Below are 23,484 nucleotides of genomic sequence, written 5' to 3' on the forward strand. Positions count from 1 at the left end.
GGTCGAGCGCAATGGCCGCAGCCGAGGGAGCCGGTTCCCAGGTCAAGTCCGCCGTCCGCACGGTGGAGCTGCTGGAGTTCTTCGCGGGCCGGCCCGGCATGCACAGCCTCGCCTCGGTCCAGGAGTCCGTCGGCTACCCCAAGTCCAGCCTCTACATGCTGCTGCGCACCCTGGTGGACCTCGGCTGGATCGAGACCGACGCGACCGGCACCCGCTACGGCATCGGCGTGCGGGCGCTGCTGGTCGGCACGTCCTACATCGACGGCGACGAGGTCGTGGCCGCCGCCCGGCCCACCCTCGACCGGCTCTCGGACGACACCAGCGAGACCATCCACCTGGCCCGCCTGGACGGCACCAGCGTCGTCTACCTCGCCACCCGGCAGTCCCAGCACTACCTGCGCCCCTTCACCCGCGTCGGCCGCCGGCTGCCCGCCCACTCCACCTCGCTCGGCAAGGCGCTGCTGGCGACGTACACCGACGAGCAGGTCCGCGGGCTGCTGCCGGAGAAGCTGGAACCGCTCACCGAGCACACCCACACCGACCGCGAGAAGCTCATCGAGGAGCTGGCCCTCATCCGCGAGCAGGGCTTCGCCGTGGACCGCGAGGAGAACACCCTGGGCCTGCGCTGCTTCGGCATCGCCGTCCCCTACCGCACGCCGGCGCGGGACGCGGTGAGCTGCTCGGTGCCGGTCGCCCGGCTGACCGAGGCGCATGAGCAGATGATCAAGGACGCGCTCTTCGACGCCCGCGACCGCCTGCTGCTGGCCACCCGCCGGCTCTGAGGCACGGGCCCGCCGGCTCCGGCACGCCGCCGCCGGACCCCGGGCACGGGCCCGCCGCCGCTCGTACGGGTGTCGGTCACCCGCCGCCCGCCGGGCAGGCCGGGGCGGGCCGTAGGGTCGCGAGTATGAGCGATGACGTGAGCAGGTCGGAAAGCGGCGCGCAGAGCGACCCGGGCGACGGGTCGGTGGCCGGGCCGGACAAGAAGCCGGATCTGGAGCTGTTCGCCAGGCGCGCCTCGTCCTTCGGGGCCGTCGCCGCGGAGTACGACGAGCACCGCCCGGGCTATCCGCCGGAGGCGGTGGCGTGGGCGCTGGCCCCGGTGGCGGCGCTGCGCGGCGGCGGGGCGCTGGACGTCCTGGACCTGGCGGCGGGGACGGGCAAGCTGAGCCGGGCGGCGCTGGCGCTCGGGCACCGGGTGACGTCGGTGGAGCCGGACCCGGGGATGCTGGAGCGGCTGCGCGAAGGGCTGCCGCAGGCCACGGCGCTGGCCGGCACCGCCGAGGAGATCCCGCTGCCGGACGCGTCCGTGGACGGGGTGGTCGTCGGGCAGGCCATCCACTGGTTCGACCAGCAGCGGGCGCTGCCGGAGATCGCCCGGGTGCTGCGGCCCGGCGGGGTGCTGGCGACGCTGTCCAACGCCGACGACGACCGGGTGGGCTGGATCGCCGGCCTCGGCGACATCTCGCCGAGCCAGGTGTCGTTCCTGGGCTGGAAGAACAGCCCGGGCCGCGCGATCGAGCCGCACCCGGCCTTCTCCCCGGCGGTGAGCGAGGACTTCCCGCACGTCATGCGGCGCACCGCCGAGACGCTGACGGCGACCGCCGCGACGCACTCGCACCTGCTGGTCATGGCGCCGGACGAGCGGGCGGCGGCACTGGAGCGCATCCTGGCCTACCTCAGGTCCCGCCCGGAGACCGCGCAGGGCGAGTTCGAGCTGCACCTGGTGACGCGCGTCCAGCGCTGCGAGCGCACCGGCGGCTGAGCCGCGCCGGGCCGCGTCACGGCAACACCCGCCGGACGGCCCCGGCATGCCCGTGGCACAGGCCGCGGGCATGCCGCCGTCACACCGCGTCCACCAGCGGTTACCCCCGGGAATCGGTGATTCCCGACCACTGCCCAGAGCCTCTTCCCGCTGCTACGCTCTCGCCGCGCCGTGGCGGGGAGGTCCGGGCAGGAAGAGGTGACCGTGGGCACAGCCGTCGACGACGATGCCGCCGCGTTCCACGCTTTCTTCGAGCGGCACTACGCCGAACTCGCCCGCCTGGCCCATCTGTTGACCGGTGAGGCGGACGCCGCGGACGACCTCGCGGCGGACGCGCTGGTGGCCCTGTGGCGGCGCTGGGACCGGGTCCGGGAGTCCGAGCACCCGGTGGCGTACGCCCGCGGCGTCGTGGCCAATCTGGCCCGCTCGCGCATCCGCAGCGCGGTCCGCGAGCGGCGCCGGGTCGCGCAGTTCTGGTCGCAGCGCCCCGAGCGCACCGACGGGCCCGACCTGCCGGCCGTGCTGGACCTGCGGGAGGCGTTGCAGCGGCTGCCGTTCCGCAAGCGGGCGTGCGTGGTGCTGCGGCACGCCTTCGACCTGTCGGAGCGTGACACGGCCGCGGCGCTGGGTGTCTCGGTGGGCACCGTCAAGAGCCAGACCTCGCGCGGCATGGCCGAGTTGGAAAGGCTGCTGCAGCCGTGGACAGCCGAAGCCGGTACGGTGCAGGGGCCGCAGTCGCCGACCGCGCACGGTCCGGCCGGCTCCGGACGACTGCCGCGCACCGAACAGCCGGAGGGCACGCTCGGCGCGGCGGGGGGCACTTCGGGCGGGATCGCCCCGGGTGCACACCGACTGCTGGGTGCGGCGGGTCCTGCGACTCGTGCTCGTACTCGTACGGGACGGGGAATGTGATGACGGATCTGCCGGAGCGGCTGCGCAACGCCGCCGAGGCCCACCGGCCCGACAGGGAACGCATGCTCGCGCGGGTCGAGCACGCGATGGCCGCGGACGGCGCCGGGACGGGCGCGGGCGAGCCGGGTGCGCGCGGCCACGACCGGCCGGCGGCGGCGCCCTGGATGCGGGTGACCGCGGTGACCGCGGCAGTGGCCGGCGCGATCGGCATCGGCGGCCTCGCGGTGGGCGCGGTCACCGGCGACGGGCAGCCGGTCAAGGCGGTCGTGACGTCGGACGGCACCGATTCCGCGCAGTCCTCCCCGCCGGCGTCCGGCGGTTCCCCCAGCGCCGACCACCACGAGCCGGCCGAGCGGCAGTCCGGGAGCGCTCCCGCGCACCGCAAGTCCCCTTCCGCGCACCCGTCTTCGGGCCGTACGGCGACGGTGCCGCCGCCGTTGCAGGCCCCGCCGCCGAGCGGGCCCGGCAGCTCCACGCAGCAGCCCACGGGTACGCCCGGCGGGGGCGGGCAGGCGCCGCAGAGCAGCGGCCCGCTGCAGTCCAACGGCGTGATCGGCGCCGACAGCGACAACTACTGGACGCAGAGCAACGTCGTGCTGACGACCCGGCAGACGCTGACCTCGCTCACCGTGGAGCTGCGCATCGCCCGCGTCAACGGCGAGACGTACACCGGCTCGTGGACGTCGGTGGGGGACGCGGCGCATGTGCAGGTGACGGTGCAGAGCGACGTCATCGTCTACCGCTGGACGCTCCCGGCGGGCAAGACGATCGCGCCCGGAACGTACACCTTCGCCGGGCAGTTCCAGCACGACCAGGGGCAGGGCGGCACCGACGGCGACAGCTACACCGCGACCGCGGGCTACGGGTCGGGCTCGTCGGCGACGGTCGGCGGCCACTTCTGAGACCTGCGCGCGACGGCGGCGGGAAACTTCCCGGAAATAAATCCGCGTCGCACGGCAACCTCCCGCGTCCCGGTGGCGACTTGGGTGTGCACGGCCCTCCTCGCTCACCGTCGGGTGAAGCTCCGGGGCGCGGCGGTACCCCCATGATCGCCGCGCCCCGGTCCCGGCCGGGAGCCGTCACCGCCTTGCGGGTTCAGCCCGCGCGCAGCACCGCCCGGACCGCCGCGAGATCGGCGTCGCCGGCCAACCCGGCGTGGTAGAGCCGCAGTTGCGTCGCGCCCAGCTCGGCGGCGTGCGCGGCGTCGGCGGCGAGGGTACCGGGGCTGCCGCCCATGCCGGCCACGACGGTGAAGTTCGCGGCGAGCACCGTGCCGGGCCGGGCATGCGCGGCGGCCGGCGCGAGCACCGCCTCGCGGCCCGCGGCGCCGCCGGGCCCGCCGGGGCAGGGCAGCACGAAGCCGTCGGCCTGCGCGAGGATCCGCCCGGCGTCCACCCCGGCGTTGGCGCCGCAGCGGTAGGGCACCGGGTCGGCGTGCATCAGCACCTGGAAGCCGGGCGCGGCGGCGGCCCGTACCGCGGCGACGGCCTGCTCCTGGAGCGAACCGGCCACCCGCGTACGCCAGTCGAGGGTCAGGGCCGTCCAGTGCTCGCCGAGCAGCGCGGCGATGCCGTCCCGGCCCGCGGCGTCCGCGCCCCTGTCGCCGGACCACACGGGGGCGAGCGACGCCCGTACCGCCGCGGCCAGTTCGTCCGGATCGGCGCCGAGCCCGGCGTAACCCTCCCGGCAGGAGGGGCAGAAGCACAGCGACATCAGGTACTGCGCCGCGTCGCCGAGCGGGACGCCGCCGGTCTTGTCGTGGGCGTGCAGGTGCGCGAGACCGTACCAGCCCAGCGACTCCAGTTCCGTGCCGGCGGCCCCGGGGCGTACGGCCGCCTCGGCGGCGAGGTCGAGGAGGTAGTCGCGTACGGCGGGCCGGGCGACGCAGGGCGCCCACGGGTAGCGGTCGCCGTGGGCGTTGATCACGGAGGTGTCCGGATGCTCGGCGCCCATACGGGAGTTGTGCGCGAGCACGACCCAGCTGTGGACCTCCAGGCCGGCCGCGCGCAGCGCCTCGGCGGCGCTCCCCCATGCGTCGCCGGGCGCCCAGGCGCCGGCCGCGTACGGCCGCAGCTCCCGGTCCTTCCAGCGGCGTTCGTCCGGCGGGTAGAGCACGGCGGCGTGCTCGGCGGTGACGACGCGGTGCCGCGGGTGGCGCGGGGTGAGCGCCCGGGTGGAGTGGTAGGCGGCGGCGAGGGTGACCTGGGCGACACCGAGGCCGGCGATGCGCTCGGCCGCGGCGGGGTCGCCGACGACGTCCCAGGGGTAGACGAAGGCGCCGGCCCGCAGACCGGTCCCGCGGACGCCCTGCGCGGGGGCCGCCATCTCAGCGCTCACCGAGCAACGCCAGGCCGCGCTCGATGAGTTCGGCGAGCTCCTTGACGTGTGCGGGGGCCGGTTCGCTCAGCGGCGGGCGCACCTCGCCGACGTCCTGGCCGCGCAGCCGCACGCCCGCCTTGACCAGCGAGACCGCGTAACCGCGGCCCTGGCTGCGGAGGTTGACCAGCGGGCGGTAGAAGCCGTCGATGAGCTTGCCGACGGTGGCGTCGTCGCCGGTGGTGAGGGCCCGGTGGAAGGCGAGGGCGATCTCCGGGGAGAAGGCGAAGACCGCCGAGGAGTAGAGCGTGACGCCCAGGCCGCGGTAGGCCAAGCCGGTCAGTTCGGCGGTGGGCAGGCCGTTGAAGTAGAGGAAGCCGGCGCCGGGCAGGTCGGTGCGTACCGCACTGATGATGCGCTGCATCAGGTCGAGGTCGCCGTAACCGTCCTTCAGGCCGATGATGTTGGGCACCTTGGCGAGTTCGACGACGGTGGCCGGGGTGAAGACGGCGTTGTCGCGCTGGTAGACGATGACGTCGAGGTCGGTGGCGGCGGCGAGCGCGGTGTAGTGCCGCAGCAGGCCCTCCTGGTCGGCCACGACCAGATACGGCGGCATCGCCAGCAGGCCGTCGGCGCCCGCGCGTTGGGCGATGGCGGCGTATTCGGCGGCGAGCGCGGTGCCGTATCCGGCGCCCGCGACGACCGGCACCCGCCCGGCGGCGGCCTCGACCGCGGCGGCCACGCACGCGCCGAACTCGGCGGGCGACAGGGCGTGGAACTCCCCGGTGCCGCAGCAGGCGAAGACGGCCGCCGCACCGGCGTCCACCCCTGCGCGCACATGCGCCCGGAAGGCGTCGAGGTCCAGGGCGCCGTCGGGGCCGAAGGCGGTCACGGGGAAGAACAGCAGGCCGTCGAGACGCTCGGCGAGTGAGGGTGCGGTCATCGGGTCTCCCCCTGAGGTCCGGGTGTGTGCGTTCCTACGCGGTATAGGTGTGCGCTCATATGATCGATGTCCATATTCATGAACGCTGCCACGCTAGGCGAGTATCCGTGCGCGGGTCAAGCGGACGAGCACAGGTCAGAGCGGTGATCCGCCCGGCCATGGCGTCCATATACATGAATCACGGCCATGGATATACTCCCCGCGGCGCCGTCCGGCGCCCCGCCCGGCCGGTCCGACCGAGGAGATCCCCATGCCGACCCCCCGCACCATTCTGCTCACCGGCGCCGCCGGCGGCCTCGGCACCCTGATGCGCGGCCTGCTGCCGTCCTACGGCTACCGGCTGCGGCTGCTGGACATGCTGCCGATCGAGGGCGAGCCCGGCGCGATCACCGCCGACCTGGCCGACCGCGACGCGCTGCGGGCCGCCGTCCGCGGGGTGGACGCGATCGTGCACCTGGCCGGGATCTCCCTGGAGGCCGGCTTCGACAAGATCCTCAAGGCCAACATCGAGGGCACGTACAACCTCTACGAGGCCGCGCGCGAGGAGGGCGTCCGGCGGATCGTCTTCGCCTCCAGCAACCACGCGGTCGGCTTCACCCCGCGCCCGCAGGGCGACGACCCGCTCATCCCGATCGACACCCCGCGCCGCCCCGACACCTACTACGGGCTGTCCAAGTGCTTCGGCGAGGACCTGGCGCAGCTCTACGCCGACCGGCACGGCATCGACACCGTGTCGGTGCGCATCGGCTCGTGCTTCCCCGAGCCCAGCACGGTGCGGATGCTCTCGGTGTGGATGAGCCCGGCCGACGGCGCCCGGCTCTTCCACGCCGCGCTCACCGCGGAGGTGTCCGGGCACACCGTCGTCTACGGCAGCTCCGCCAACACCCGGCTGTGGTGGGACCTCGGCCCGGCGCGTGCGCTCGGCTACCAGCCGCAGGACGACTCCGAGGTCTTCGCCGCGCGGCTCATCGCCGAGCAGGGCGAGTTGGACCCGGCGAACCCGGCGCACGCGAACCTGGGCGGGGCGTTCTGCACGGAGCCGCCGATCTGGCCGTACTGACGCGGCAACGCCTCACCGGCTCAGAGCAGGACACCCGCGGGCGCGCGCACGGCCTGACGCAGGCGGGCGGCGTCCTGGCTGGGGGGCGCGCCGAACTGGCGGCGGTACTCCCGGCTGAACTGCGACGGGCTGTCGTAGCCGACGCGGTGGCCGACTCCAGTGACGTCTCCGGGGTGGGTGGCGAGCAGCAGCCGGGCCTCCTGGAGCCGGATCTGCTTCTGGAACTGGATGGGGCTCATCGCGGTCACCGCCTGGAAGTTGCGGTAGAAGGCGGAGACGCCCATACCGGACTGCCGCGCCACGTCCTCGACCCGGAAGGGCTGCGCGTAGTGCTCGCGGATCCACCGCACGGCCCGCGAGATGTGGCTGAGGCTGCTGTCGGCCAGGCCGAGCTGGCGAACCGTCGCCCCCTGCTCGCCGGTGATCAGGCGCCACAGGATCTCCCGTTTGACCAGCGGGGCCAGTACGGACCGGTCGCGGGGCTCGTCGAGCAGGCGCAGCAGCCGGACCACCGCGTCCAGCAGCGCGTCCGGAGCGTCACTGACGGCGATCCCCGACGGCGCGCCGCCGCCGCTTCTGGGAGCGTCTCCGGGCCCGGCGGCAAGCAGCAGCTCGGCAACGGCGGACGGTTCCAGGACGAGGCCGAACCCCAGCGCCGGCTGCTCGGGGCCGGCCTGGGTGAACTGCCCGGTGACCGGCAGATCGACGGACGCGACCAGGTACTGCCCGGGCCCGTACTCGAACACCCTGTCCCCCAGGGCGAGGCGCTTGGCGCCCTGCGCGATGACCGCCAGGAGCGTGCCGGACATCGAAGGCGCCGGCGGATCAGGGCGGTCGACCTTCGAGACGAGGACGCCCTCGACGGCGGTGGTCCAGTCGGGCCGCGCATGGCGGGCCAGCAGAGTACGGAGCTCTTCGAGGTACATGCGCCCATTGCAGCACCACTGCGCACCGCAGTCCCCGAAATCGCGAGGATCATGCAAGCACAAGCGACTATCGGTCTAACGTTTCCGCAGGTCAAGGCGCTTGAATGGAATCACCGCACTCCATCACCGAAGAGGAAGAGAGTGATTCCATGATTGCCGGCTACGGCTTCGGCGCCACCCTGACCGCCAGGCCCGGTAGGGGCGACCAGCTCGTCGACCTGCTGCTGACCGGACTGGACGAGGGCAGCCCCGGCGCGAGCGAGCACTGCCTGGTCTATCTCGTCTCCCGCTCCGCGTCCGACTCCGACGTCGTCCACGTCACCGAGGGTTGGACCAGCGAGGAGGACCACCACCGCGTCTTCGCCGGCGAGGCCGCCCAGTCCATCGTGGCGCAGATCGCCCCCCTGCTCGCCAAGGACTCCGAGTACACCGACCACGTCCCGGTCCGCGGCAGATCCGCCCTCTGACCGGCCGGACACCACCCACGAGAGGAAACGACCATGACCACCACCGCACGTCCCTGCCTCGACCCGGAACTGCGTGAACTCCTGGCCGACATGCCGCTGATGTCGCAGCTCGGCCCGGAAGTGCTGGCGCAGATACGCCCCTTCTCCTCGATGCCCGTCGAACCCCTCCTCGAAGGCCGCGCCGTCGACCGGCGCGAGGTCACCGTTGCGAGTCCGGACGGCACCCCGATCCCCTTGTCCGTCTTCAGCCCCGCGCACAGCGAGCGCACCGCCGCCGCACCCTGCGTCTACTGGATGCACGGCGGCGGGATGGTCATGGGCGACCGCTTCTCGCAGATCGACATCCCGCTGGAGTGGCTCGACGAGTTCGGCGCCGTCGTGGTCTGCGTCGACTACCGGCTCGCACCCGAGTTCACCGGCACCGTCCCGGTCGACGACTGCTACCAGGGGCTGCTCTGGATCGCCGGCCACGCCGCCGAACTGGGCATCGACCCCGACCGGATCATCGTCGCAGGCGCCAGCGCGGGCGGCGGCCTCGCCGCCGGCGTCACCTTGCTGGCCCGCGACCTCGGCACCCCGGCGATCGCCGCCCAGGTCCTGATCGGCCCCATGCTCGACCACCGCAACGCCACCACCTCCAGCCTCCAGTACGCGAACGGGCCCGGCGTCTGGACCCACGAGATGAACGGGTTCGGATGGCGCTGCCTCCTCGGCGACCGCACCGACGACGAGGTACCCGCATATGTCTCACCCGCCCTCGCCGACGACCTCGCGGGCCTGCCGACCACCTACATCGACACCGGATCCGCCGAAGTCTTCCGCGACGAGGACACCGACTACGCCACCCGCATCTGGGCGGCCGGTGGCCAGGCCGAACTCCACGTCTGGGCAGGCGGCTTCCACGGATTCGACGCCCTGTACCCGCAGGCGCGCATCTCGGCCGCAGCCCGCCGCACCCGCACCGCCTGGCTCGCCCGGCTCCTGCGCACCGGCCCCGCCGCATAGGCGGAGCCGAGGGGTCCGGGCCGGACGCGGCGGGTGCTCCGGATGGCCCCGGGTAATGGAACCGCAAAGCGGAGTCGGTCGTTACCCGGGCATGACCGCAATGACCCCCGGCTCGAATGTGCCGTTGTCCGTTCCCCGCGTGACCGTCGAGGTCGCCGCGCCGGTGCGGCTCGACGTCTCGGGCCTGCTGCTGACCGCCGACGGCAAGGTGCGCTCCGACGAGGACTTCGTCTTCTACAACCAGCCGCAGGGCGGCCCGGGGGTGACCCACCGCGCCGGCGGCGGCGCCGGCCCCGACTCGATCACCGTGGACACCGCGGCGGTGCCGGCCGGCATCGAGAAGATCGTCGTGACGGCGAGCCTGGACAGCGGCGGCCCCTTCGCCGGCACGACCCCGACGGCGACGGTGCGCGGCGCCGACGACGGCGCGGTGATCGCCACCTTCGCCCCCACCGGGCTCGGCCCGGAGACCGCGCTGGTGGTCGTCGAGGTCTACCGCAGGGGCGGCGCCTGGAAGGTCCGCGCGGTCGGGCAGGGGTACGCCGACGGCCTGGCGGGCATCGCCACCGACTTCGGCGTGACGGTCGAGGAGTCGCCCGCCCCCGCCGCCGCTGCCCAGCCGCCGGCGGCCCCGGCGCAGCCGCCCGCCCCGCCGCAGGTCGCGCCGCCGGCCGGCCCCGCGGCCACCCATCTGCCGCCCCCGCCGCCCAGCTCCCCGCCCGCGCCGCCGGCGGCCCCGCCCGCCGCGCCCGGCCGGATCAACCTCGACAAGGGCCGGGTGAATCTGCGCAAGAACGAGACGGTCTCGCTGGTCAAGGCGGGCAAGCCGCTGCTGTCGTCGGTGCGGATGGGCCTCGGCTGGGAGCCGGCGTTCGGCGGCCGGGACATCGACCTCGACGCGTCGGTCATCGTCTACGGCCCGCAGCGCAACCACCTGGAGACCTGCTACTTCGGCCGGCTGACCATCCTGAACGGCGCGATCCAGCACTCCGGCGACAACCTGACCGGCCATGGCTCGGGCGACGACGAGTCGATCACCGTCCACCTCGGCGGCCTGCCGCCGGAGGCCACCGGGCTGGTCTTCACCGTCAACTCCTACTCGGGCCAGAAGTTCAACAAGGTCGCCAAGGCGTACTGCCGGCTGCTCGACGCCTCGTCCGGCGAGGAGCTGGTCCGCTTCGACCTGACCGGCGGCGAGGCCCGCACCGGCGTGCTGATGGCGAAGTTCGTCAAGCAGTATTCGGGCGAGTGGGAGATGACCGCGCTGGGCACGTTCGTCGACGCCCGTACCGCCCGCTCCCTGGTGAAGCCGGGTGCCGCGGCGCTCTGACCGCCCGCCCCGGCCGCGCCCGTCGCCCTTCCCGGCGGCGGGCGCGGCTTTGCGCCCGGGGGCGGTTTCGCGCCCCACGGGCGGGAGTTGGGGTGCGCGTCGGGTGCGCGACACCGCCCGGGGTGTCATGGTCACCTAAATTTTACCGCTGAGCATCTACCCGCATAGACCCCGTGCCGGGACCCTGGTGGGGCACATCCCCCACCCCCCAAGCCACGGGAGCGCTCAGCCATGTCCGCAAACCGTCTCGCGTACCGAATAGCCGCCACCGCGGGGACCGCCGCGCTCGCCGCCACCGCGCTGCTGGCCGGCGGCGGGAGTGCGTCCGCCGCCCTGCCGACGCCCATCGCCGCCTCCACCGCCCGCAGTTACCTCTCCGGCATGACGGCGACCGCCGAGACCCACGCCTCGACGTACAACCGCGACCTGTTCCCCACCTGGATCACCATCTCCGGCACGTGCGACACCCGCGAGTACGTCCTGAAGCGGGACGGCAGCGGGGTGACGACCGACAGCGCCTGCAAGGCCACCTCGGGCAGCTGGACCAGCGTCTACGACGGCGCGACGACCACGACCGCGTCGAGCTTCGACATCGACCACCTCGTGCCGCTGGCCGAGGCGTGGGCCTCGGGCGCCTGGTCCTGGACCACCGCGCAGCGGCAGGCGTTCGCCAACGACGTGACGCGCCCGCAGCTGCTGGCCGTCTCGGCGTCCTCCAACCGCTCCAAGGGCGACCGCGACCCGGCCGAGTGGCTGCCGCGCGCGTCGTACCAGTGCACGTACGCGCGGGCGTGGGTGCAGGTCAAGCACTACTACGGGCTGAGCGTGGACAGCGCGGAGAAGTCGAAGCTCAGCTCGATACTGAGCGGGTGCTGAGGCGCGGGCAGAAACGTTACGGCTGAGGTCGTCCGGCGCGGCGGGGTGCCGCTCAGCGGCTGCCGGGCAGCGCCGTGAGCGCCAGCGTGCGGCGGGAGGGGTCGTAGAACCACACCGATCCGTCCCGCCGCCGCGGGCCCGCCCCCGCCGCGCCGGACGACACGACGACGTACACGCCGCCGTCCGCCCACCACATGTCCGCCAGGCCGCACGCCCGGGTGACCTGGTCGCCGGTGAACTGGGCGCGCACCGGGGCCGTTTCGGCCGTACGGTCCGGGACGTCGATCCAGTCCACGCCGTAGCGGACGCCGGTCCTGGCGGGGCGCGAGAGGTCGGCCACGAAGCGGCCGGCGGAGTCGAAGCAGCGGAACGCCTGGAGGTGGCCGTCGGTCTCGCCGAGTTGCGCGAGCTTGCCGGGGCCGTGCGCGAAGCCCCGGGGCGGGGTCCAGCGGTAGAGCAGGCCGGCCGGGGCGGCGGCGTCCTCGGTGAGGTAGAGGTGGCCGCGCCGGGGGTCGACGGCGACAGCGGTGGGTGCGCAGCGGCCCAGCGCCTTGAGCGGGACGCGGCGCCGGTCGTCGGGGCCGCCGGGGCCGTTGTACGGCTCGACCTCGACGACGTGGCCGGACCCGGTCTCGTCGCAGGTCAGCCAGGTGCCCCACGGTGTGCTGCCGCGTGGCCGGCCGGTGCGCGGGAGGGCGCGGTCCGGGGCGCCGGCGGGCGCGGTGAGCAGGGGCACGGCGTCTCTGCGGCTGAGCGGCACGATGGCTCCCCTTGCGGCGGGCGCGGGCGTACGCACGCGGTGCGTGCGGCTGCCAGGTTCGCCGCCGGGGGCCACATCGCCGTGAACGTGAGGCGTACGGGAGGGGGCGCGGGGCGGGCGGGGGCCGCGCCGTTCGCGCGCACGCGGCCCCGTACCGTCTCCGTCCACGGCCCGGTCGTACGGGCTGGTCCTACGGGCCCGTCGTCCGGGCTCGTCGTGCAGGCCCGTCGTCCGGGCTCAGGAACCGTCGCGGGAGCGGGCCTTGAAGGCGGCCTTGCGGGCGTCCTTGGCGGCCTTGCGGTCCGGGTGCAGGCGGCCCATGGCCTCCAGGACGTCGGCGGTGGCCGGGTGGTCGACGCGCCAGGCGGCGTCGAAGAAGCCGTCGTGCCGGGCGACGAGGTCGGCGACCAGCTCCGACAGCAGCTCAGGGTCGTCGCCGGCGGCGAGTTGGGCGGCGAGCGTGTCGACGGTGAGCCAGAAGACCATGTCGGGGTCGGGCGCGGGCACGTCGGCGGCGCCGATTTCGGTGAGCCACACCCGGGCGAGGCCGCCGAGCCGGCGGTCGTCCAGGACCTCGCGCAGCGCGGGCTCGGCCTCGTCGCCGAGCAGGGTGAGGGTCTGCTGGCAGATGAGCCGGCGGGACGGCGCGGTGGCGTCGTCGCCGCGCGCGGCGGCCAGCAACTCCCGTGCGGCGTCGGCCGGTTTGCGGTCCGCGAGCCAGGACTCTGCTTCGGTGCGGGCGACGTGGTCCGGGTAGCCGGCGAGGGCCGACAGCAGCTCCGCGCCCGAGGCTTCGGCGAGTTCGCCGACCACGGGGGCGGACGCGCCGGCGTCCATGAGGAGTTGGCGCATGCCGTAGACGCCGAGCGGGGTGAGCCGGACCAGGCCGTAGCGGGAGATCTCCTGCGGGTCCAGCTCCTCGCCGGGCTCGGGGAGCGCGGCTTCCTCGTCGTCCTCGATGAGCGCGTCGTCCAGGGGCTGGTAGGCGAGCAGGCCGGTCGGGTCGAGCAGCCGGAAGTGCTCGTCCAGCCGCATCATGACGTCGGTGACCTCCTCCAGCACGGCGTCGCTGGGCTGCTCCATCTCGTCGGGGACGACGAGGGAGGCGGCGAGCACCGGCAGCGGGACGGCGCCGTGGGAGGTCTCCGTGCCGTCGTCGAGGGCCATGAGGGTGTAGAGGTTGGCCAGGGCGGTGTCGAGGAAGGCGGCCTCCTCCTCGGGGTCCCAGTCCTGGTCCTCGGCGCCCAGTTCGCCGTCGGCGTCGTGGGGCGGCTCCAGGTCGGGGGAGGCGGCCTCGGCGAGCGCGGCCTCGGCGGCGGCGAGCCAGGCGTCCAGGACGTCCTGCGGCTCACCGGCGGCGACCGCGGCGAGCGCCGCACCCGGCACCGCCCGCCCGGCCGCCTCACCCTGCGGGGTGGACTCCTCGGCCTCCTCCTCGATCTCCAGGTCGAGCAGCCCGGCGTCCACGGCGACCGCCCACGCCTGCGCGGCCTCCCCGAGCCCGTCCCGCTCCTCCCCCTCGTCGCCTTCTTTGCCCTCTTTGCCCGTGAGCCCCAGCTCCGCGGCAGCCGCGGCCAGTTCGTCGTCGAGCAGCTCCCCCATCGCGTCCACCGCCCGCTCCGGCCCCGCCCACCGCGCGAGCCGCACGGCCCGCTCCAGCAGGGGCACGTCCAGCGCGATCCGGGCCAGCTCGCTCGCGGGCAGCAGGCGCACGGGCGGCAGTACGAAAGGACTTGCGGACATCGGGAGGGCTCCCCTTCAGCGTTTCCGTTGTCGGCGAGCGGCGCCCGCCACCCCCCTCAGCGTAGGCCCTGCACCCCGCCCCTTCTCGCGCCTTGCCCCGCGCCGCCCGCGCGTCCGGCCCGGCGGTTGCGGGCGCGGCTCAGCCGAGGTGCAGTTCGGCCCAGGTCACTTTGCCGTCCGGCGCCGGGCTGACGTCCCACCGCGCGCTGAGGGCCTGCACCAGGAAGAGCCCGCGGCCCCCTTCGGCGTCGTCGGCAGCCTCCTGGAGCGCGGGCCGGCCCCGGTCGGAGTCCTTGACGGCGATACGCAGGACGTCCCCGTCCGCCCGGAGTTCGACCATCACCAGCGGCGTACCGCGGAGGTCCGCGGGCGCGGGCGTCGTGGATGCCTTGACGGCGTTGGTGACCAGCTCACTCGCGACGAGCTCGGCGTCGTCGACGAGCCGGCCGAGGCGCCAGGCCCGCAGCGTGTGGCGCACGAAGGACCGCGCCAGCCCGGGCGCGGCGGGCACCGCCGCCAGCGTGACGCGGACGCCGCACTTCCGCGTCCCCGGCTCAGTCCGCACGCCGGCCCGCCCGAGCCGTCGTGTCCGCGGACCCGCCGGCGTACCACACGGCACCCTGGATCTTCTGCGCCAGCTCATCGCGCATGAAGGCCGCGATCTCGGCGTCATGATGGAAGTGGTCCGGGCTCGGCACGACGACGTTGGCGACCCCCTCGGAACGGCAGCCCACGATGAGCTCTGCCCAGGTGGCCAGGCGCTCGCTGGGCCGGGGCTCGTAGTGCACTGCGGCAAGCGCGAGGCCCTGCCGTTCGGTGAACGCGACTAACGCCGTCAGCGTCAGGAGAACGGCGTCCGTGTCCATGCCGGGAAGCCGGCGGAGGTAGGCGGCTGCGGCGATGCGGTCGCCGCGCGGCGCGCTCGGGGCGCTCGGGGCGCTGGTCGGGTGCATGCGGAATCACTTCCAGGTCACGGGGGGGGTGGTGGGCGGGCGGCGGGGAATGCGGGCCGCTTGCGCCGCCGCCCCGGCCTGGAACCGAGCCAAGCACCGGGGCCTTGAAATATGCAAGGCTTCATTTTGCATTCACCCCCGAGAGTGAGCTTTATTGCGAAGCAAGTAGCCAGATGCTTGCATAACGAGAGATCACGTACCGTCAAACTGAGGGAGGGACAAATGGCCGACGGAGCGAGTGGGTCGACAGTGCCCAGGCGTCAGCTCGGGCGCCACTTGCGCGAGTTGCGCAACAAGGCACGGCTGACGGTGAAGGCGGCGGCTGAGGCGTTGGAATGGTCAGAGGCGAAGCTGTGGCGGATCGAGACGGGCCAGACGTCGCTCCGCAGCCACGACGTCGAGACGATGTGCCGCGTCTACGGAGCGGGCGCCGACCTGACGAGCGCGCTCATGGCCCTGGCCAAGGAGACCAAGGCCAAGGGGTGGTGGCACAGCTACGGCGACGTCATCCCCAACTGGTTCGACGTGTACATCAGCTTGGAGGAGGCGGCGACCGCCCTCTCGATCTACCAGGCGGAGTTGGTGCCGGGCCTGCTGCAGACCGACGACTACGCCAGAACGGTGATCCGCACGGACAACCCCACCGTCAGCGACCAGGAGATCGAACGCCGGGTGCAGCTCCGCATCGAGCGCCAGGCGCTGCTCACCCGGGTGACCGATCCCCCGGGGATCGGCGTGGTGCTGAACGAGGCGGTGATCCGGCGCCCGATCGGCAGCGAGAAGATCATGGCCGACCAGCTCGCCCACCTCCTCGACGTGGGCGAGCTGCCCAACCTCGCCGTCCGCGTGATGCCGTTCGCACGCGGCATGCACTACGGCGTGATGTCCGGGCCGTTCGTCATGCTGGAGTTTCCGACCAACGGCGCGGGCATGCCCAACGAGCCGACCACCATCTACATCGAAGGCTTCGCCGGAGCCCTCTACCTCGACAAGCCCCACGAGGTGGAGCGGTACGAGTTGGCGTTCAACAACATCAAGAGCGCATCGCTGAACGAGACGGCGAGCAGGAAATTCATCGCCGACGCGGCAAAGGAGTGGAGACAGTGAGTAGCGACGTTCCGGCCGACCGGCTGTGGTTCAAGTCGAGCTACAGCAATGGCCAAGGCGAATGCGTGGAGGTCGCGATATCCGGCGAACGGGTCGCCGCCCGCGACAGCAAGGACCCGGCGGGACCGGCCCTCGTGTTCGGCGCGGAGGCATGGACGGCCTTCGTGCACGGCGTCGCCCACGGTGAGTTCCCGGGAGCGTAGCGCCCACCGCGACGCTCGGCACCGCGGTCGGGACCTGTGCGGTCCCGGCCGCGCTTCGCACTGCCCGGCAGCGGACCGCGCGTCGCCGGCCGGTCGCGTAGGCTGGCCCGGCTCATCGGACGGGGTCGGTGTGGCCGGGGGTGGTGCTCGCCGGGGGCGAGGTCGTCGGGGAGGTCACCGTCGCGGGTCCTCGGCGACTGACCTGGTTCCGGGCGCGGGCAGGGTCAGGCGATCAGGAATCCCAGGGCCCTTGCGGTGTTGGTCGGCAGGTCGATCGCCGTGTCCAGCACCAGGCGCACATCGGTCCACGGGGCGAACTCCGCACGGAGGCGTTCGACCGCCTCCCAGGTCGGTTCCGGGAAGCCCTCGATGTCGCGGGAGCGGCCCTCCAGGCGGCGGCGGTGCAGGGCCGGGTCGGAGCACACCGTCTCGATGAACGTCGGCCATACGTCGTGGCGTTTCGCCAGCGAACGCCACTGGCTCCGGGCCGGCTCCACCGCGTTGACCGCGTCGACGATCACCGTCTGGCCGAGGGCGAGCACGCCCTCGGCCACCGTCTCGGCCACGAGGTACGCCGCGAGGCCGGTGGGCTGGTCGCGGGTGACTCCCGCGCGCCACAGGGCCGCCTCGATCGGGTCGACGGAGACGACCGGGGCGCCCAGTTCGCGCCCCAGTGCCTCGGCGACCGCGCTTTTGCCCGTGCCGGGCAGCCCCGCCATCACGATCAGCATGGCGACACCTTCGCATGCTGGACCGGCCGTCACTCCGGCAGGCGCTTCCAGTGGCCCTCGGAGACGACGTCCATCGTGCCGGCGGAGACAGTGATCGCCGTCTCGTCGTCGATCGCGTAGGACGTCAACGGCAGCGTCGCGGCCCATTTCACCGCGTGGGAAAAGGTGTTCTCGGGCAGGCTCGGGTGGTCGAGGTGCGGGAAGAGGGCGAAGTCGACCACGCCGAGGGTGGTGTCACCGCCGGTCGGGGGCCGCCAGCCGACGAAGTCCGCGCCGATGCGGGGGGCCATCACCATGCTGCCGGCGCTCACGCCGACGTAGACGGTGTCCGGGAGGGACGGGAAGAGGTCCGCGAGGCCCGACTCGCGCATCCAGTGGGCGAGGTAGAGGGGGTCGCCGCCCGCCACCAGCAGGGCGTCGGCCTCCCGGACCGCCGGCACCCACGACTCCGCGCCGATGCTCGGCAGCGCGGTGAGTTCCAGCACGCCGAGGCTCTTCCAGCCCAGCTCGCACAGGGGTGTGCCGGCCAGGCCGTTGATCACGCGCCAGGCCATCGCCGGGCCGCCGGGCATCGGGTGGGCCGCGGTGGGGATGCACAGGGCGTTCGCCTCGGAGATCGGCTTGCCCAGCAGGGCGACCAGCGCATCGCGGATGCTCGCGTTCTTGATGCCCGCGGAAGTGAGGAGGAGCTGCACATGCCCTTCCTAGCGCGCGAACCGCAACAAGAGCAACGGGCCCGCGCGCATCGGCCCCCGCGCCTCCCCGCCGGGCCGCCTCAGCCCCGGCAGGCTCACCCGGCGGGCCGGCTCAGTCGGTGGAGATACGCGCGGGGCGGACGCCGAACCATTGTTCCGCGGCCCACTCCTCGAACCGTGCCACCTCCGTGAAGCCGAGCCGTGCGGCGAGCCGCAGGGAGCGGGTGTTGGCGGTCTGCGTGGTGAGGACGACCGGCTCGCCCGGGAGCACGGTGGCGAACCAGTCGAGAGCCGCCGCGCACGCCTCCGTCGCATAGCCGTGGCCCCAGGCGTGCGGCAGGAACATGTAGCCCAGCTCGGCCTCGCCGCCCTCGGGGCGGACATGGCCCGGGCGCTCGGGGTCGCGCCGGTCGAGGAGCTGGATGTAGCCGATCATCGTGCCGTCGAGCTCCACCACGAAGAACCCGGGGCGCCGCCCCGGCACCTCCGGCACCGTGCGTTCCAGCTCCTCGCGCGGCCGGGCTCCGCCGACGTACGTGCCCGCCTCCGGCGAGGCCGACAGCTCGATGCAGGCGGCACGGTCCCGCGCCTCGGACTCACGCAGCACCAGGCGCTCGGTCCTGATCGGCGCGGGCGGCCAGGGCACGGGCACGGGTTCGTGCTCCGGGGCGGGCTCGGCCTCGGCCTCGGGTGCGGTCATGGCCGGCAATCTACCGGCCGGCCCCACCCGCACGACCGCACAACCGTCACGTCCCGCACAACCCGCCCGCGCAGCAGCACGCGCTGGACCGGCTGCCGGCGGAGACCGCCGAAGTCCGACGTCGCCGCCGGCCCCGGCGCCACCCGCACCGCCTGGCGCAGCAGCGGCACCCACGCCCTCCTCCAGGTCAGGCCGTAGCAGGGCCAGGGCGTTGACGTGCGGCTCAGCAGTTGCGAAAGTTGTCGCAAACTTCGACGGAGGGCCACACGGTCATGAGCGGCGGCACGAGCGAGCAGTCGGCACGCGACGAGATGCGGGCGTACGCGACGGAACTGGCGGACGCCCTGCCGCCGTACGCGAGCCCCGGCGGCGCCCGCATCCGGCTCGGCGTCAACATCGCGCACCACGACGACACCGCCGCCGACCTGGAGGGCTACGCCCGCCCGCTGTGGGGCCTGGCACCGCTCGCGGCCGGCGGCGGCGACTTCGCGCACTGGGACGTGTGGGCCCGCGGCCTGGCCGCCGGCACCGACCCCGGCCACCCCGAATACTGGGGCGCCCCCGAGGGCATCGACCAGCGCACGGTCGAGTCCGCCGCCCTCGGCTTCGCCCTCGCGCTCGCCCCCGACAAGCTGTGGGACCCGCTCGGCAGCGCCGAGAAGGACCGCGCCGGCGCCTGGCTCACCCGCTTCATCGAGGCCCGCACCCCGGACAACAACTGGAACTTCTTCCCGGTCATGGTCTCCCTCGGCCTGGACCGGGTCGGCTACGCCCACGACCGCGCCGCCCGCCACGCCCGGCTGGACCGGCTGGAGACGTACGCGCTCGCCGACGGCTGGTACGGCGACGGCCCCACCGAGCAGCGCGACTACTACATCCCCTGGGCCATGCACTTCTACGGCCTGATCTACGCGGCCCTCGCCGGCGTCGAGGACGCCGCCCGCACCGCCCGGTTCCGCGACCGGGCAGGGGAGTTCGCCCGCGGCTTCCGGCACTGGTTCGCCGATGACGGCTCGGCGGTGCCGTACGGGCGCAGCCTCATCTACCGCTTCGCACAAGGGTCGTTCTGGGGCGCCCTCGCCTACGCCGGCTCCGACGCGCTGCCCGCCGGCGAGGTCAAGGGCCTGCTCATGCGGCACGTGCGCTGGTGGCGCGACCGCTCGGCGACGACCTCGCCCGGCGGCCTGCTGAGCATCGGCTACGGCTACCCGCAGCCCGCCGTCGCCGAGCAGTACAACGGCCCGGCCTCGCCGTACTGGGCCATGAAGGCGTTCCTGCCGCTCGCGCTGCCCGCCGACGCCCCCTTCTGGACGGCGGACGAGCAGCCGCTGCCCGCCGACCTGCCCGCCACCCTCGTCCAACCCCCCGCCGGCGCCGTCCTGTTGCGCTCCGGCGGCGACGTGACGCTGCTCAGCGGGCGCCAGCACAACACCTGGGCGCGCGGCGGCCCCGCCAAATACGCCAAGTTCGCCTACTCCACGCGCTTCGGCTTCAGCCTCCCCGCCGGCGAACTCGGCCTGGTGCACGGGGCGTACGACTCCGTCCTCGCCGTCAGCGACGACGCCGGCGACGAGCCGGTGCACTTCCGGGTCCGCGAGACGTGCGAGGCCCCGGCGGCGACCGGCGAGCAGACCGGCACCGACCAGGTCACCGAGGAAGGCACCGTACGCAGCACCTGGCGCCCCTGGCCCGACGTCGAGATCACCACCTGGCTGACCGCCGCCGCGCCCTGGCACCTGCGCACCCACCGCATCCGCACCGGCCGCGCCCTGCACACCGCCGAGGGCGGCTTCGCCGTCGACCGCGAGGGCGAGGGCACCCGCCGGGAGGAGACCGCCGGGCGGGCCCTCGCCGTGAGCGCCGCCGGCGACCTCAGCGGCCTGCTCGACCTCGGCACCCCTGGCGCGCAGCCCCGCGCCGGCCAGGTCGTCGACGTACTCCCCGGCACCAACGTCCTGGCCCGCCGCACCGCCCTCCCCACCCTGCTGGCCCAACTCCCGCCCGGCGAGCACTGGTTGCGCTGCGCCGTGCTGGGCGCCGGGCCCGCGCAGGCGGCGGCGTGGCAGGAGGAGCCGCCGGCCGCGCGTATCTGAGCCACCGTCAATGGGCCGGCGTGTCCGAGCCGCCCGTCGCACGATCGTCACTTCCCGGTTGTCGGAATCCGATCCCGGGATCAGGTCTGATCGCCCACCTCGACCCTAATCTGGCAACCCGCCCGGCGTGGACCGATTCGTCCCGCTTGGAGGGCGGGTGAGTCAGGGGGGTCGGGGCCTGTGTCCATCACCGTCGAGCATCGCGGCGTCATATCCGGATCAACCCAGCGGCCGTACAGCGACGCCGAGTTGGTCCGCAGGTCAGGGGAAGGGGACGAGGGGGCGTTCGCCCAGCTGGAGGCACGGCACCGGGCCGCGCTGCGCAAGTGGTGCGCGGCGCGGTCCCGTACCCAGGCGGAGGCGGACGACCTGCGGCAGGAGACGCTGCTGCGGGCCTGGCGGGGGGCGCCGGGATTCCTGGGCACCGCGGATGTGCGCACCTGGCTGTACCGGATCGTGGTGAACGCAGCGGCCGACGAGGCGCGGCGCAGGGCGCGCCGGCCGCAGGAGACCAAGCTCGTCGCGGTGGACACCGGGAGCCTCATGGCCTCGGCGGCCCCGACGCCGGAGCGGGTGGTCGTGGAGTCGGTGGACCTGGGCCGGGCCCTGGCCGAACTCCCGGTCCACCAGCGGGCGGTGGTCACGCTGATCGACCTGATCGGCTGCAGCACCGCGGAGACCGCGAGGGTGTGCGGAATCGGCGAGCCGACGGTACGCAGCCGGCTCAGCCGTGGCCGCAGGACACTGCGCCGACTCCTCACCCACGGAAGCCATGGAGCCCACGACGGCCACAGCGCCCCCGGCACCTACGACGGCCACGACGGCCCGCGGCGCTGACCGGCCCTGTGCCCACGGCCATCGAAAGGGGATGCACCGTATGCGGAGGTCCGCCTTCAACTCGCCCTATCCATACGCTATTTTCCCCCTCAGGATCACAGATCCTGGGGGAGGGGCGCCGCATGCACCGTCAGGATGCCGCCGGCCGGAACTGGCCGACTGGCAGCCTCATGTCCAATCTCAGTGGGCCCGATCGGGACGCCCTGCTCAGGCTCGGCAGCTTCCGCAAGTACGCGCCCGGCGAGATGCTGATCGTGGAGGGCGGCCTCGAAACCGACGTCATGCTCATCCTCGACGGCTGCGCCAAGGTGCTGGTGTCGGCCGACGACGGCAGTACGGTCCTGCTCGCGATCCGCGCCCCCGGTGACGTGGTGGGGGAACTGGCCGCGCTGGACGGCAGGCCGCGCTCGGCGACCGTGGTGGCCGCCCGGGGGATCTCCGCGCATGTGGTCAGCGGCGTCGCCTTCCGCGCCTGCCTGCGCGAACGCCCGGACGTGGCCACCGAGTTGCAGCGCTCGGTCGCCGGCAAGCTGCGGGCCGCGATCCGCTACCGGATCGACGCCACCAGCGCCGCCGTGCCGGTCCGCCTCGCCCGCACCCTCGACAGCCTGGTCCGCTCCTACGGGCGCCCGACGCCGCAGGGCCTGCGGATCGACGTGCCGCTCAGCAACGCCGACCTGGCGGCGCTGGCCGGGCTGTCGTCGGCGAGCGTCCAGCGGGCGCTGCGGGCACTGCGGGCCGACGGCGCGATCCGTACCGAATACCGCAGCGTCCTGGTGCGGGACCTGGCGGCGCTGCGGGCCACGGCCGCCGGGGACTTCCCGCCCGAAGCGCCCGAGGCGCGCGGGGTGGCGTCATGACCGGCGGCCGGGGCCCGCGGCAGCGGCGGCTGTGCCTGGTGGTGGACATCGAGGCGTACAGTGGCCGCCCCTACGCCGCCCAGCAGAGCGCCCAGTCCCGGCTGGCGCGGGCCCTGGACCACGCGTGCGAGCTGGCGGGGGTGAGCCGCCGCTCGTGCGAGCTGCAGGACCGCGGCGACGGCCAGTTGCTGCTGCTTCCGCCGGGCGCCGACGAGGGCCGGGTCGTCCCCGGGCTCGTCCTGGGGCTGCGGGACGCGCTGTTCACGCTCAACGCCCACGGTGCCGCCGCCGAAGCCGTACGGTTACGGGCCGCGCTCGCGCAGGGGTCGGTGCAGCGCGCGCCGCTGGGCTACGTCGCCTGGTCGGTCGAACTCGCCTGCCGGCTGCTGGACTCGGCGAGCCTGCGCAAGGACCTGGCGTCGGCCAAGGACAGCGACATGGCGCTGATCGTGCCGGCCGACCTGTACGCGGACGTCTTCGCGACGGGCGCCGGCGGAGTGCCGGCGGCGGCCTTCCGGCGGGTGCGGATCGACATCCCGGAGAAGCGGTTCACGGCGGACGCCTGGATCAGCGCGCTGCCTCCCGGGACACCCGCCGCGCTCGGGCCCACGCAGCCGCGGCGGCCCGCCGGGGGGCGGGGCGGCCGGATCGTCGCCGGTGCCCTGGCGGCCGGCGCGGGGCTGACCCTGCTGCTGCCCGACGAGGGCGACACGGCACATGCGGCGTCCGCCGCACGTCCGACGGAGGGGCACCGGCCCGGCGAGGAGCCGCGGCCCCACGAGCCGGAGCATCACGAGGACCCGAAGCCTTACGAGCCGCACCACGACTCGTACCACGACGAACCCCAACCCGACCCGTACCACGACGAGGCCCACCACGACCCGTACCACGAGGACCCGCACCAACCCCAACCTGACCCGCACCACGAGGACTTCCACCCCGTGGCGGAGGGAGACGCCCTGATGACCGACACCGACCCCACCTGGGACGACGGCAACCTCACCGAGCACGACGTCATCGAGTCCGCGGACCACACCGGCTACACCTCCGTGTCCGACTACGTGGCGGGCGAGAACGGCTACGAGCCCGACCCCCCGTCCACCGACCACGGCGGCGACACCATCTGGTGACGCCCGCGCCGGCACAGTCGCGGGCCCGGCGACGTCTGAACAGGTGCAGGGCAGACACCTGAGAGGACCGTC

At 73.9% G+C, this 23,484-nt stretch carries 25 protein-coding genes; 15 read left to right on the plus strand and 10 right to left on the minus strand.

What is annotated here, in order from left to right:
• Positions 1-11 precede the first annotated feature (11 nt).
• From HCN08_RS19830 to HCN08_RS19845, 4 genes are all read left to right on the plus strand, one after another.
• Positions 12-782 (plus strand): IclR family transcriptional regulator, encoded by a 771-nt coding sequence (locus tag HCN08_RS19830; protein WP_167984495.1) that lies wholly within the window; start codon positions 12-14, stop codon positions 780-782.
• A 125-nt stretch (positions 783-907) separates the two neighbouring features.
• Positions 908-1,765, plus strand: a complete 858-nt coding sequence (locus tag HCN08_RS19835; RefSeq protein WP_167984496.1) for a class I SAM-dependent methyltransferase — start codon at positions 908-910, stop codon at positions 1,763-1,765.
• 204 nt (positions 1,766-1,969) lie between these two features.
• Positions 1,970-2,677, plus strand: coding sequence for a SigE family RNA polymerase sigma factor (locus HCN08_RS19840; protein WP_407648843.1), 708 nt, complete (start codon positions 1,970-1,972; stop codon positions 2,675-2,677).
• Positions 2,677-3,579: a hypothetical protein gene (locus HCN08_RS19845; RefSeq protein ID WP_167984497.1), complete on the plus strand. Its 903-nt coding sequence runs from the start codon at positions 2,677-2,679 to the stop codon at positions 3,577-3,579. The genes HCN08_RS19840 and HCN08_RS19845 overlap by 1 nt, the downstream gene beginning before the upstream one ends.
• Positions 3,580-3,772: 193 nt before the next feature.
• Here HCN08_RS19845 and HCN08_RS19850 read toward each other — a convergent pair whose 3' ends face one another.
• Positions 3,773-4,966 carry a hypothetical protein gene (locus tag HCN08_RS19850; RefSeq protein ID WP_167984580.1) on the minus strand — a complete coding sequence of 398 codons (1,194 nt, stop codon included), beginning with the start codon at positions 4,964-4,966 and terminating at the stop codon, positions 3,773-3,775.
• A gap of 37 nt (positions 4,967-5,003) precedes the next feature.
• Complete coding sequence (locus HCN08_RS19855) at positions 5,004-5,936, minus strand: 5-dehydro-4-deoxyglucarate dehydratase (RefSeq protein ID WP_167984498.1); 933 nt, start codon at positions 5,934-5,936, stop codon at positions 5,004-5,006.
• 250 nt (positions 5,937-6,186) lie between these two features.
• On the opposite strand from HCN08_RS19855, the gene HCN08_RS19860 reads away from it, so the two are divergent.
• Positions 6,187-6,996: an NAD-dependent epimerase/dehydratase family protein gene (locus tag HCN08_RS19860; RefSeq protein ID WP_167984499.1), complete on the plus strand. Its 810-nt coding sequence runs from the start codon at positions 6,187-6,189 to the stop codon at positions 6,994-6,996.
• Positions 6,997-7,016: 20 nt separating this feature from the next.
• Here HCN08_RS19860 and HCN08_RS19865 read toward each other — a convergent pair whose 3' ends face one another.
• The gene (locus HCN08_RS19865; RefSeq protein ID WP_167984500.1) at positions 7,017-7,922 is read right to left on the minus strand and encodes an AraC family transcriptional regulator; all 906 of its coding nucleotides are present in this window, start codon (positions 7,920-7,922) and stop codon (positions 7,017-7,019) included.
• Positions 7,923-8,071: 149 nt separating this feature from the next.
• On the opposite strand from HCN08_RS19865, the gene HCN08_RS19870 reads away from it, so the two are divergent.
• From HCN08_RS19870 to HCN08_RS19885, 4 genes are all read left to right on the plus strand, one after another.
• Positions 8,072-8,389 (plus strand): putative quinol monooxygenase, encoded by a 318-nt coding sequence (locus HCN08_RS19870; RefSeq protein WP_167984501.1) that lies wholly within the window; start codon positions 8,072-8,074, stop codon positions 8,387-8,389.
• 33 nt (positions 8,390-8,422) lie between these two features.
• Positions 8,423-9,394, plus strand: coding sequence for an alpha/beta hydrolase (locus tag HCN08_RS19875; RefSeq protein ID WP_167984502.1), 972 nt, complete (start codon positions 8,423-8,425; stop codon positions 9,392-9,394).
• Positions 9,395-9,485: 91 nt separating this feature from the next.
• Positions 9,486-10,724: a TerD family protein gene (locus HCN08_RS19880; RefSeq protein ID WP_206318984.1), complete on the plus strand. Its 1,239-nt coding sequence runs from the start codon at positions 9,486-9,488 to the stop codon at positions 10,722-10,724.
• Between the two features lie 231 nt (positions 10,725-10,955).
• The gene (locus HCN08_RS19885) at positions 10,956-11,600 is read left to right on the plus strand and encodes an HNH endonuclease family protein (protein ID WP_167984503.1); all 645 of its coding nucleotides are present in this window, start codon (positions 10,956-10,958) and stop codon (positions 11,598-11,600) included.
• A 52-nt stretch (positions 11,601-11,652) separates the two neighbouring features.
• On the opposite strand, the gene HCN08_RS35530 is transcribed toward HCN08_RS19885, so the two are convergent.
• The 4 genes from HCN08_RS35530 to HCN08_RS19905 all read right to left on the minus strand — a co-directional run bounded on the left by HCN08_RS35530 (position 11,653) and on the right by HCN08_RS19905 (position 15,056).
• A complete protein-coding gene (locus HCN08_RS35530; protein WP_407648844.1) occupies positions 11,653-12,360 on the minus strand; it encodes an alkaline phosphatase PhoX in 708 nt (235 codons plus the stop codon).
• Between the two features lie 237 nt (positions 12,361-12,597).
• On the minus strand, positions 12,598-14,103 hold the full coding sequence (locus tag HCN08_RS19895) for a hypothetical protein (RefSeq protein ID WP_167984504.1): 1,506 nt from the start codon (positions 14,101-14,103) through the stop codon (positions 12,598-12,600).
• Between the two features lie 139 nt (positions 14,104-14,242).
• Positions 14,243-14,614 (minus strand): ATP-binding protein, encoded by a 372-nt coding sequence (locus HCN08_RS19900; RefSeq protein ID WP_167984505.1) that lies wholly within the window; start codon positions 14,612-14,614, stop codon positions 14,243-14,245.
• Positions 14,615-14,657: 43 nt separating this feature from the next.
• Positions 14,658-15,056, minus strand: coding sequence for a hypothetical protein (locus tag HCN08_RS19905; RefSeq protein WP_167984506.1), 399 nt, complete (start codon positions 15,054-15,056; stop codon positions 14,658-14,660).
• 222 nt (positions 15,057-15,278) lie between these two features.
• Between HCN08_RS19905 and HCN08_RS19910 the strand changes: the two genes are divergently transcribed.
• Together HCN08_RS19910 and HCN08_RS19915 are read left to right on the plus strand one after the other, a co-directional pair.
• Entirely contained in the window at positions 15,279-16,163 is an 885-nt protein-coding gene (locus HCN08_RS19910; RefSeq protein WP_167984507.1) for a helix-turn-helix domain-containing protein, read from the plus strand.
• Positions 16,160-16,366: a DUF397 domain-containing protein gene (locus HCN08_RS19915; RefSeq protein WP_167984508.1), complete on the plus strand. Its 207-nt coding sequence runs from the start codon at positions 16,160-16,162 to the stop codon at positions 16,364-16,366. The genes HCN08_RS19910 and HCN08_RS19915 overlap by 4 nt, the downstream gene beginning before the upstream one ends.
• Before the next feature lie 224 nt (positions 16,367-16,590).
• Here the strand turns inward: HCN08_RS19915 and HCN08_RS19920 are convergent, their stop codons facing one another.
• The 3 genes from HCN08_RS19920 to HCN08_RS19930 all read right to left on the minus strand — a co-directional run bounded on the left by HCN08_RS19920 (position 16,591) and on the right by HCN08_RS19930 (position 18,492).
• Positions 16,591-17,097 carry an AAA family ATPase gene (locus tag HCN08_RS19920; protein WP_167984509.1) on the minus strand — a complete coding sequence of 169 codons (507 nt, stop codon included), beginning with the start codon at positions 17,095-17,097 and terminating at the stop codon, positions 16,591-16,593.
• A gap of 29 nt (positions 17,098-17,126) precedes the next feature.
• On the minus strand, positions 17,127-17,792 hold the full coding sequence (locus HCN08_RS19925) for a Type 1 glutamine amidotransferase-like domain-containing protein (protein WP_167984510.1): 666 nt from the start codon (positions 17,790-17,792) through the stop codon (positions 17,127-17,129).
• A 112-nt stretch (positions 17,793-17,904) separates the two neighbouring features.
• Entirely contained in the window at positions 17,905-18,492 is a 588-nt protein-coding gene (locus HCN08_RS19930; protein ID WP_167984511.1) for a GNAT family N-acetyltransferase, read from the minus strand.
• Positions 18,493-18,764: 272 nt separating this feature from the next.
• Between HCN08_RS19930 and HCN08_RS19935 the strand changes: the two genes are divergently transcribed.
• The 4 genes from HCN08_RS19935 (at position 18,765) to HCN08_RS19950 (ending at position 23,412) form a co-directional block, all read left to right on the plus strand.
• Positions 18,765-20,585, plus strand: a complete 1,821-nt coding sequence (locus HCN08_RS19935; RefSeq protein WP_167984512.1) for a DUF2264 domain-containing protein — start codon at positions 18,765-18,767, stop codon at positions 20,583-20,585.
• Positions 20,586-20,765: 180 nt separating this feature from the next.
• Positions 20,766-21,422 (plus strand): RNA polymerase sigma factor, encoded by a 657-nt coding sequence (locus tag HCN08_RS19940; RefSeq protein WP_167984513.1) that lies wholly within the window; start codon positions 20,766-20,768, stop codon positions 21,420-21,422.
• Between the two features lie 170 nt (positions 21,423-21,592).
• Positions 21,593-22,282 carry a Crp/Fnr family transcriptional regulator gene (locus HCN08_RS19945; RefSeq protein ID WP_167984514.1) on the plus strand — a complete coding sequence of 230 codons (690 nt, stop codon included), beginning with the start codon at positions 21,593-21,595 and terminating at the stop codon, positions 22,280-22,282.
• Entirely contained in the window at positions 22,279-23,412 is a 1,134-nt protein-coding gene (locus HCN08_RS19950; protein ID WP_167984515.1) for a hypothetical protein, read from the plus strand. The genes HCN08_RS19945 and HCN08_RS19950 overlap by 4 nt, the downstream gene beginning before the upstream one ends.
• Positions 23,413-23,484 lie beyond the last annotated feature (72 nt).

The sequence above is a fragment of the Actinacidiphila epipremni genome, from assembly GCF_012034175.1.
In the GTDB taxonomy this organism is placed as follows: Bacteria; Actinomycetota; Actinomycetes; order Streptomycetales; family Streptomycetaceae; genus Actinacidiphila; species Actinacidiphila epipremni.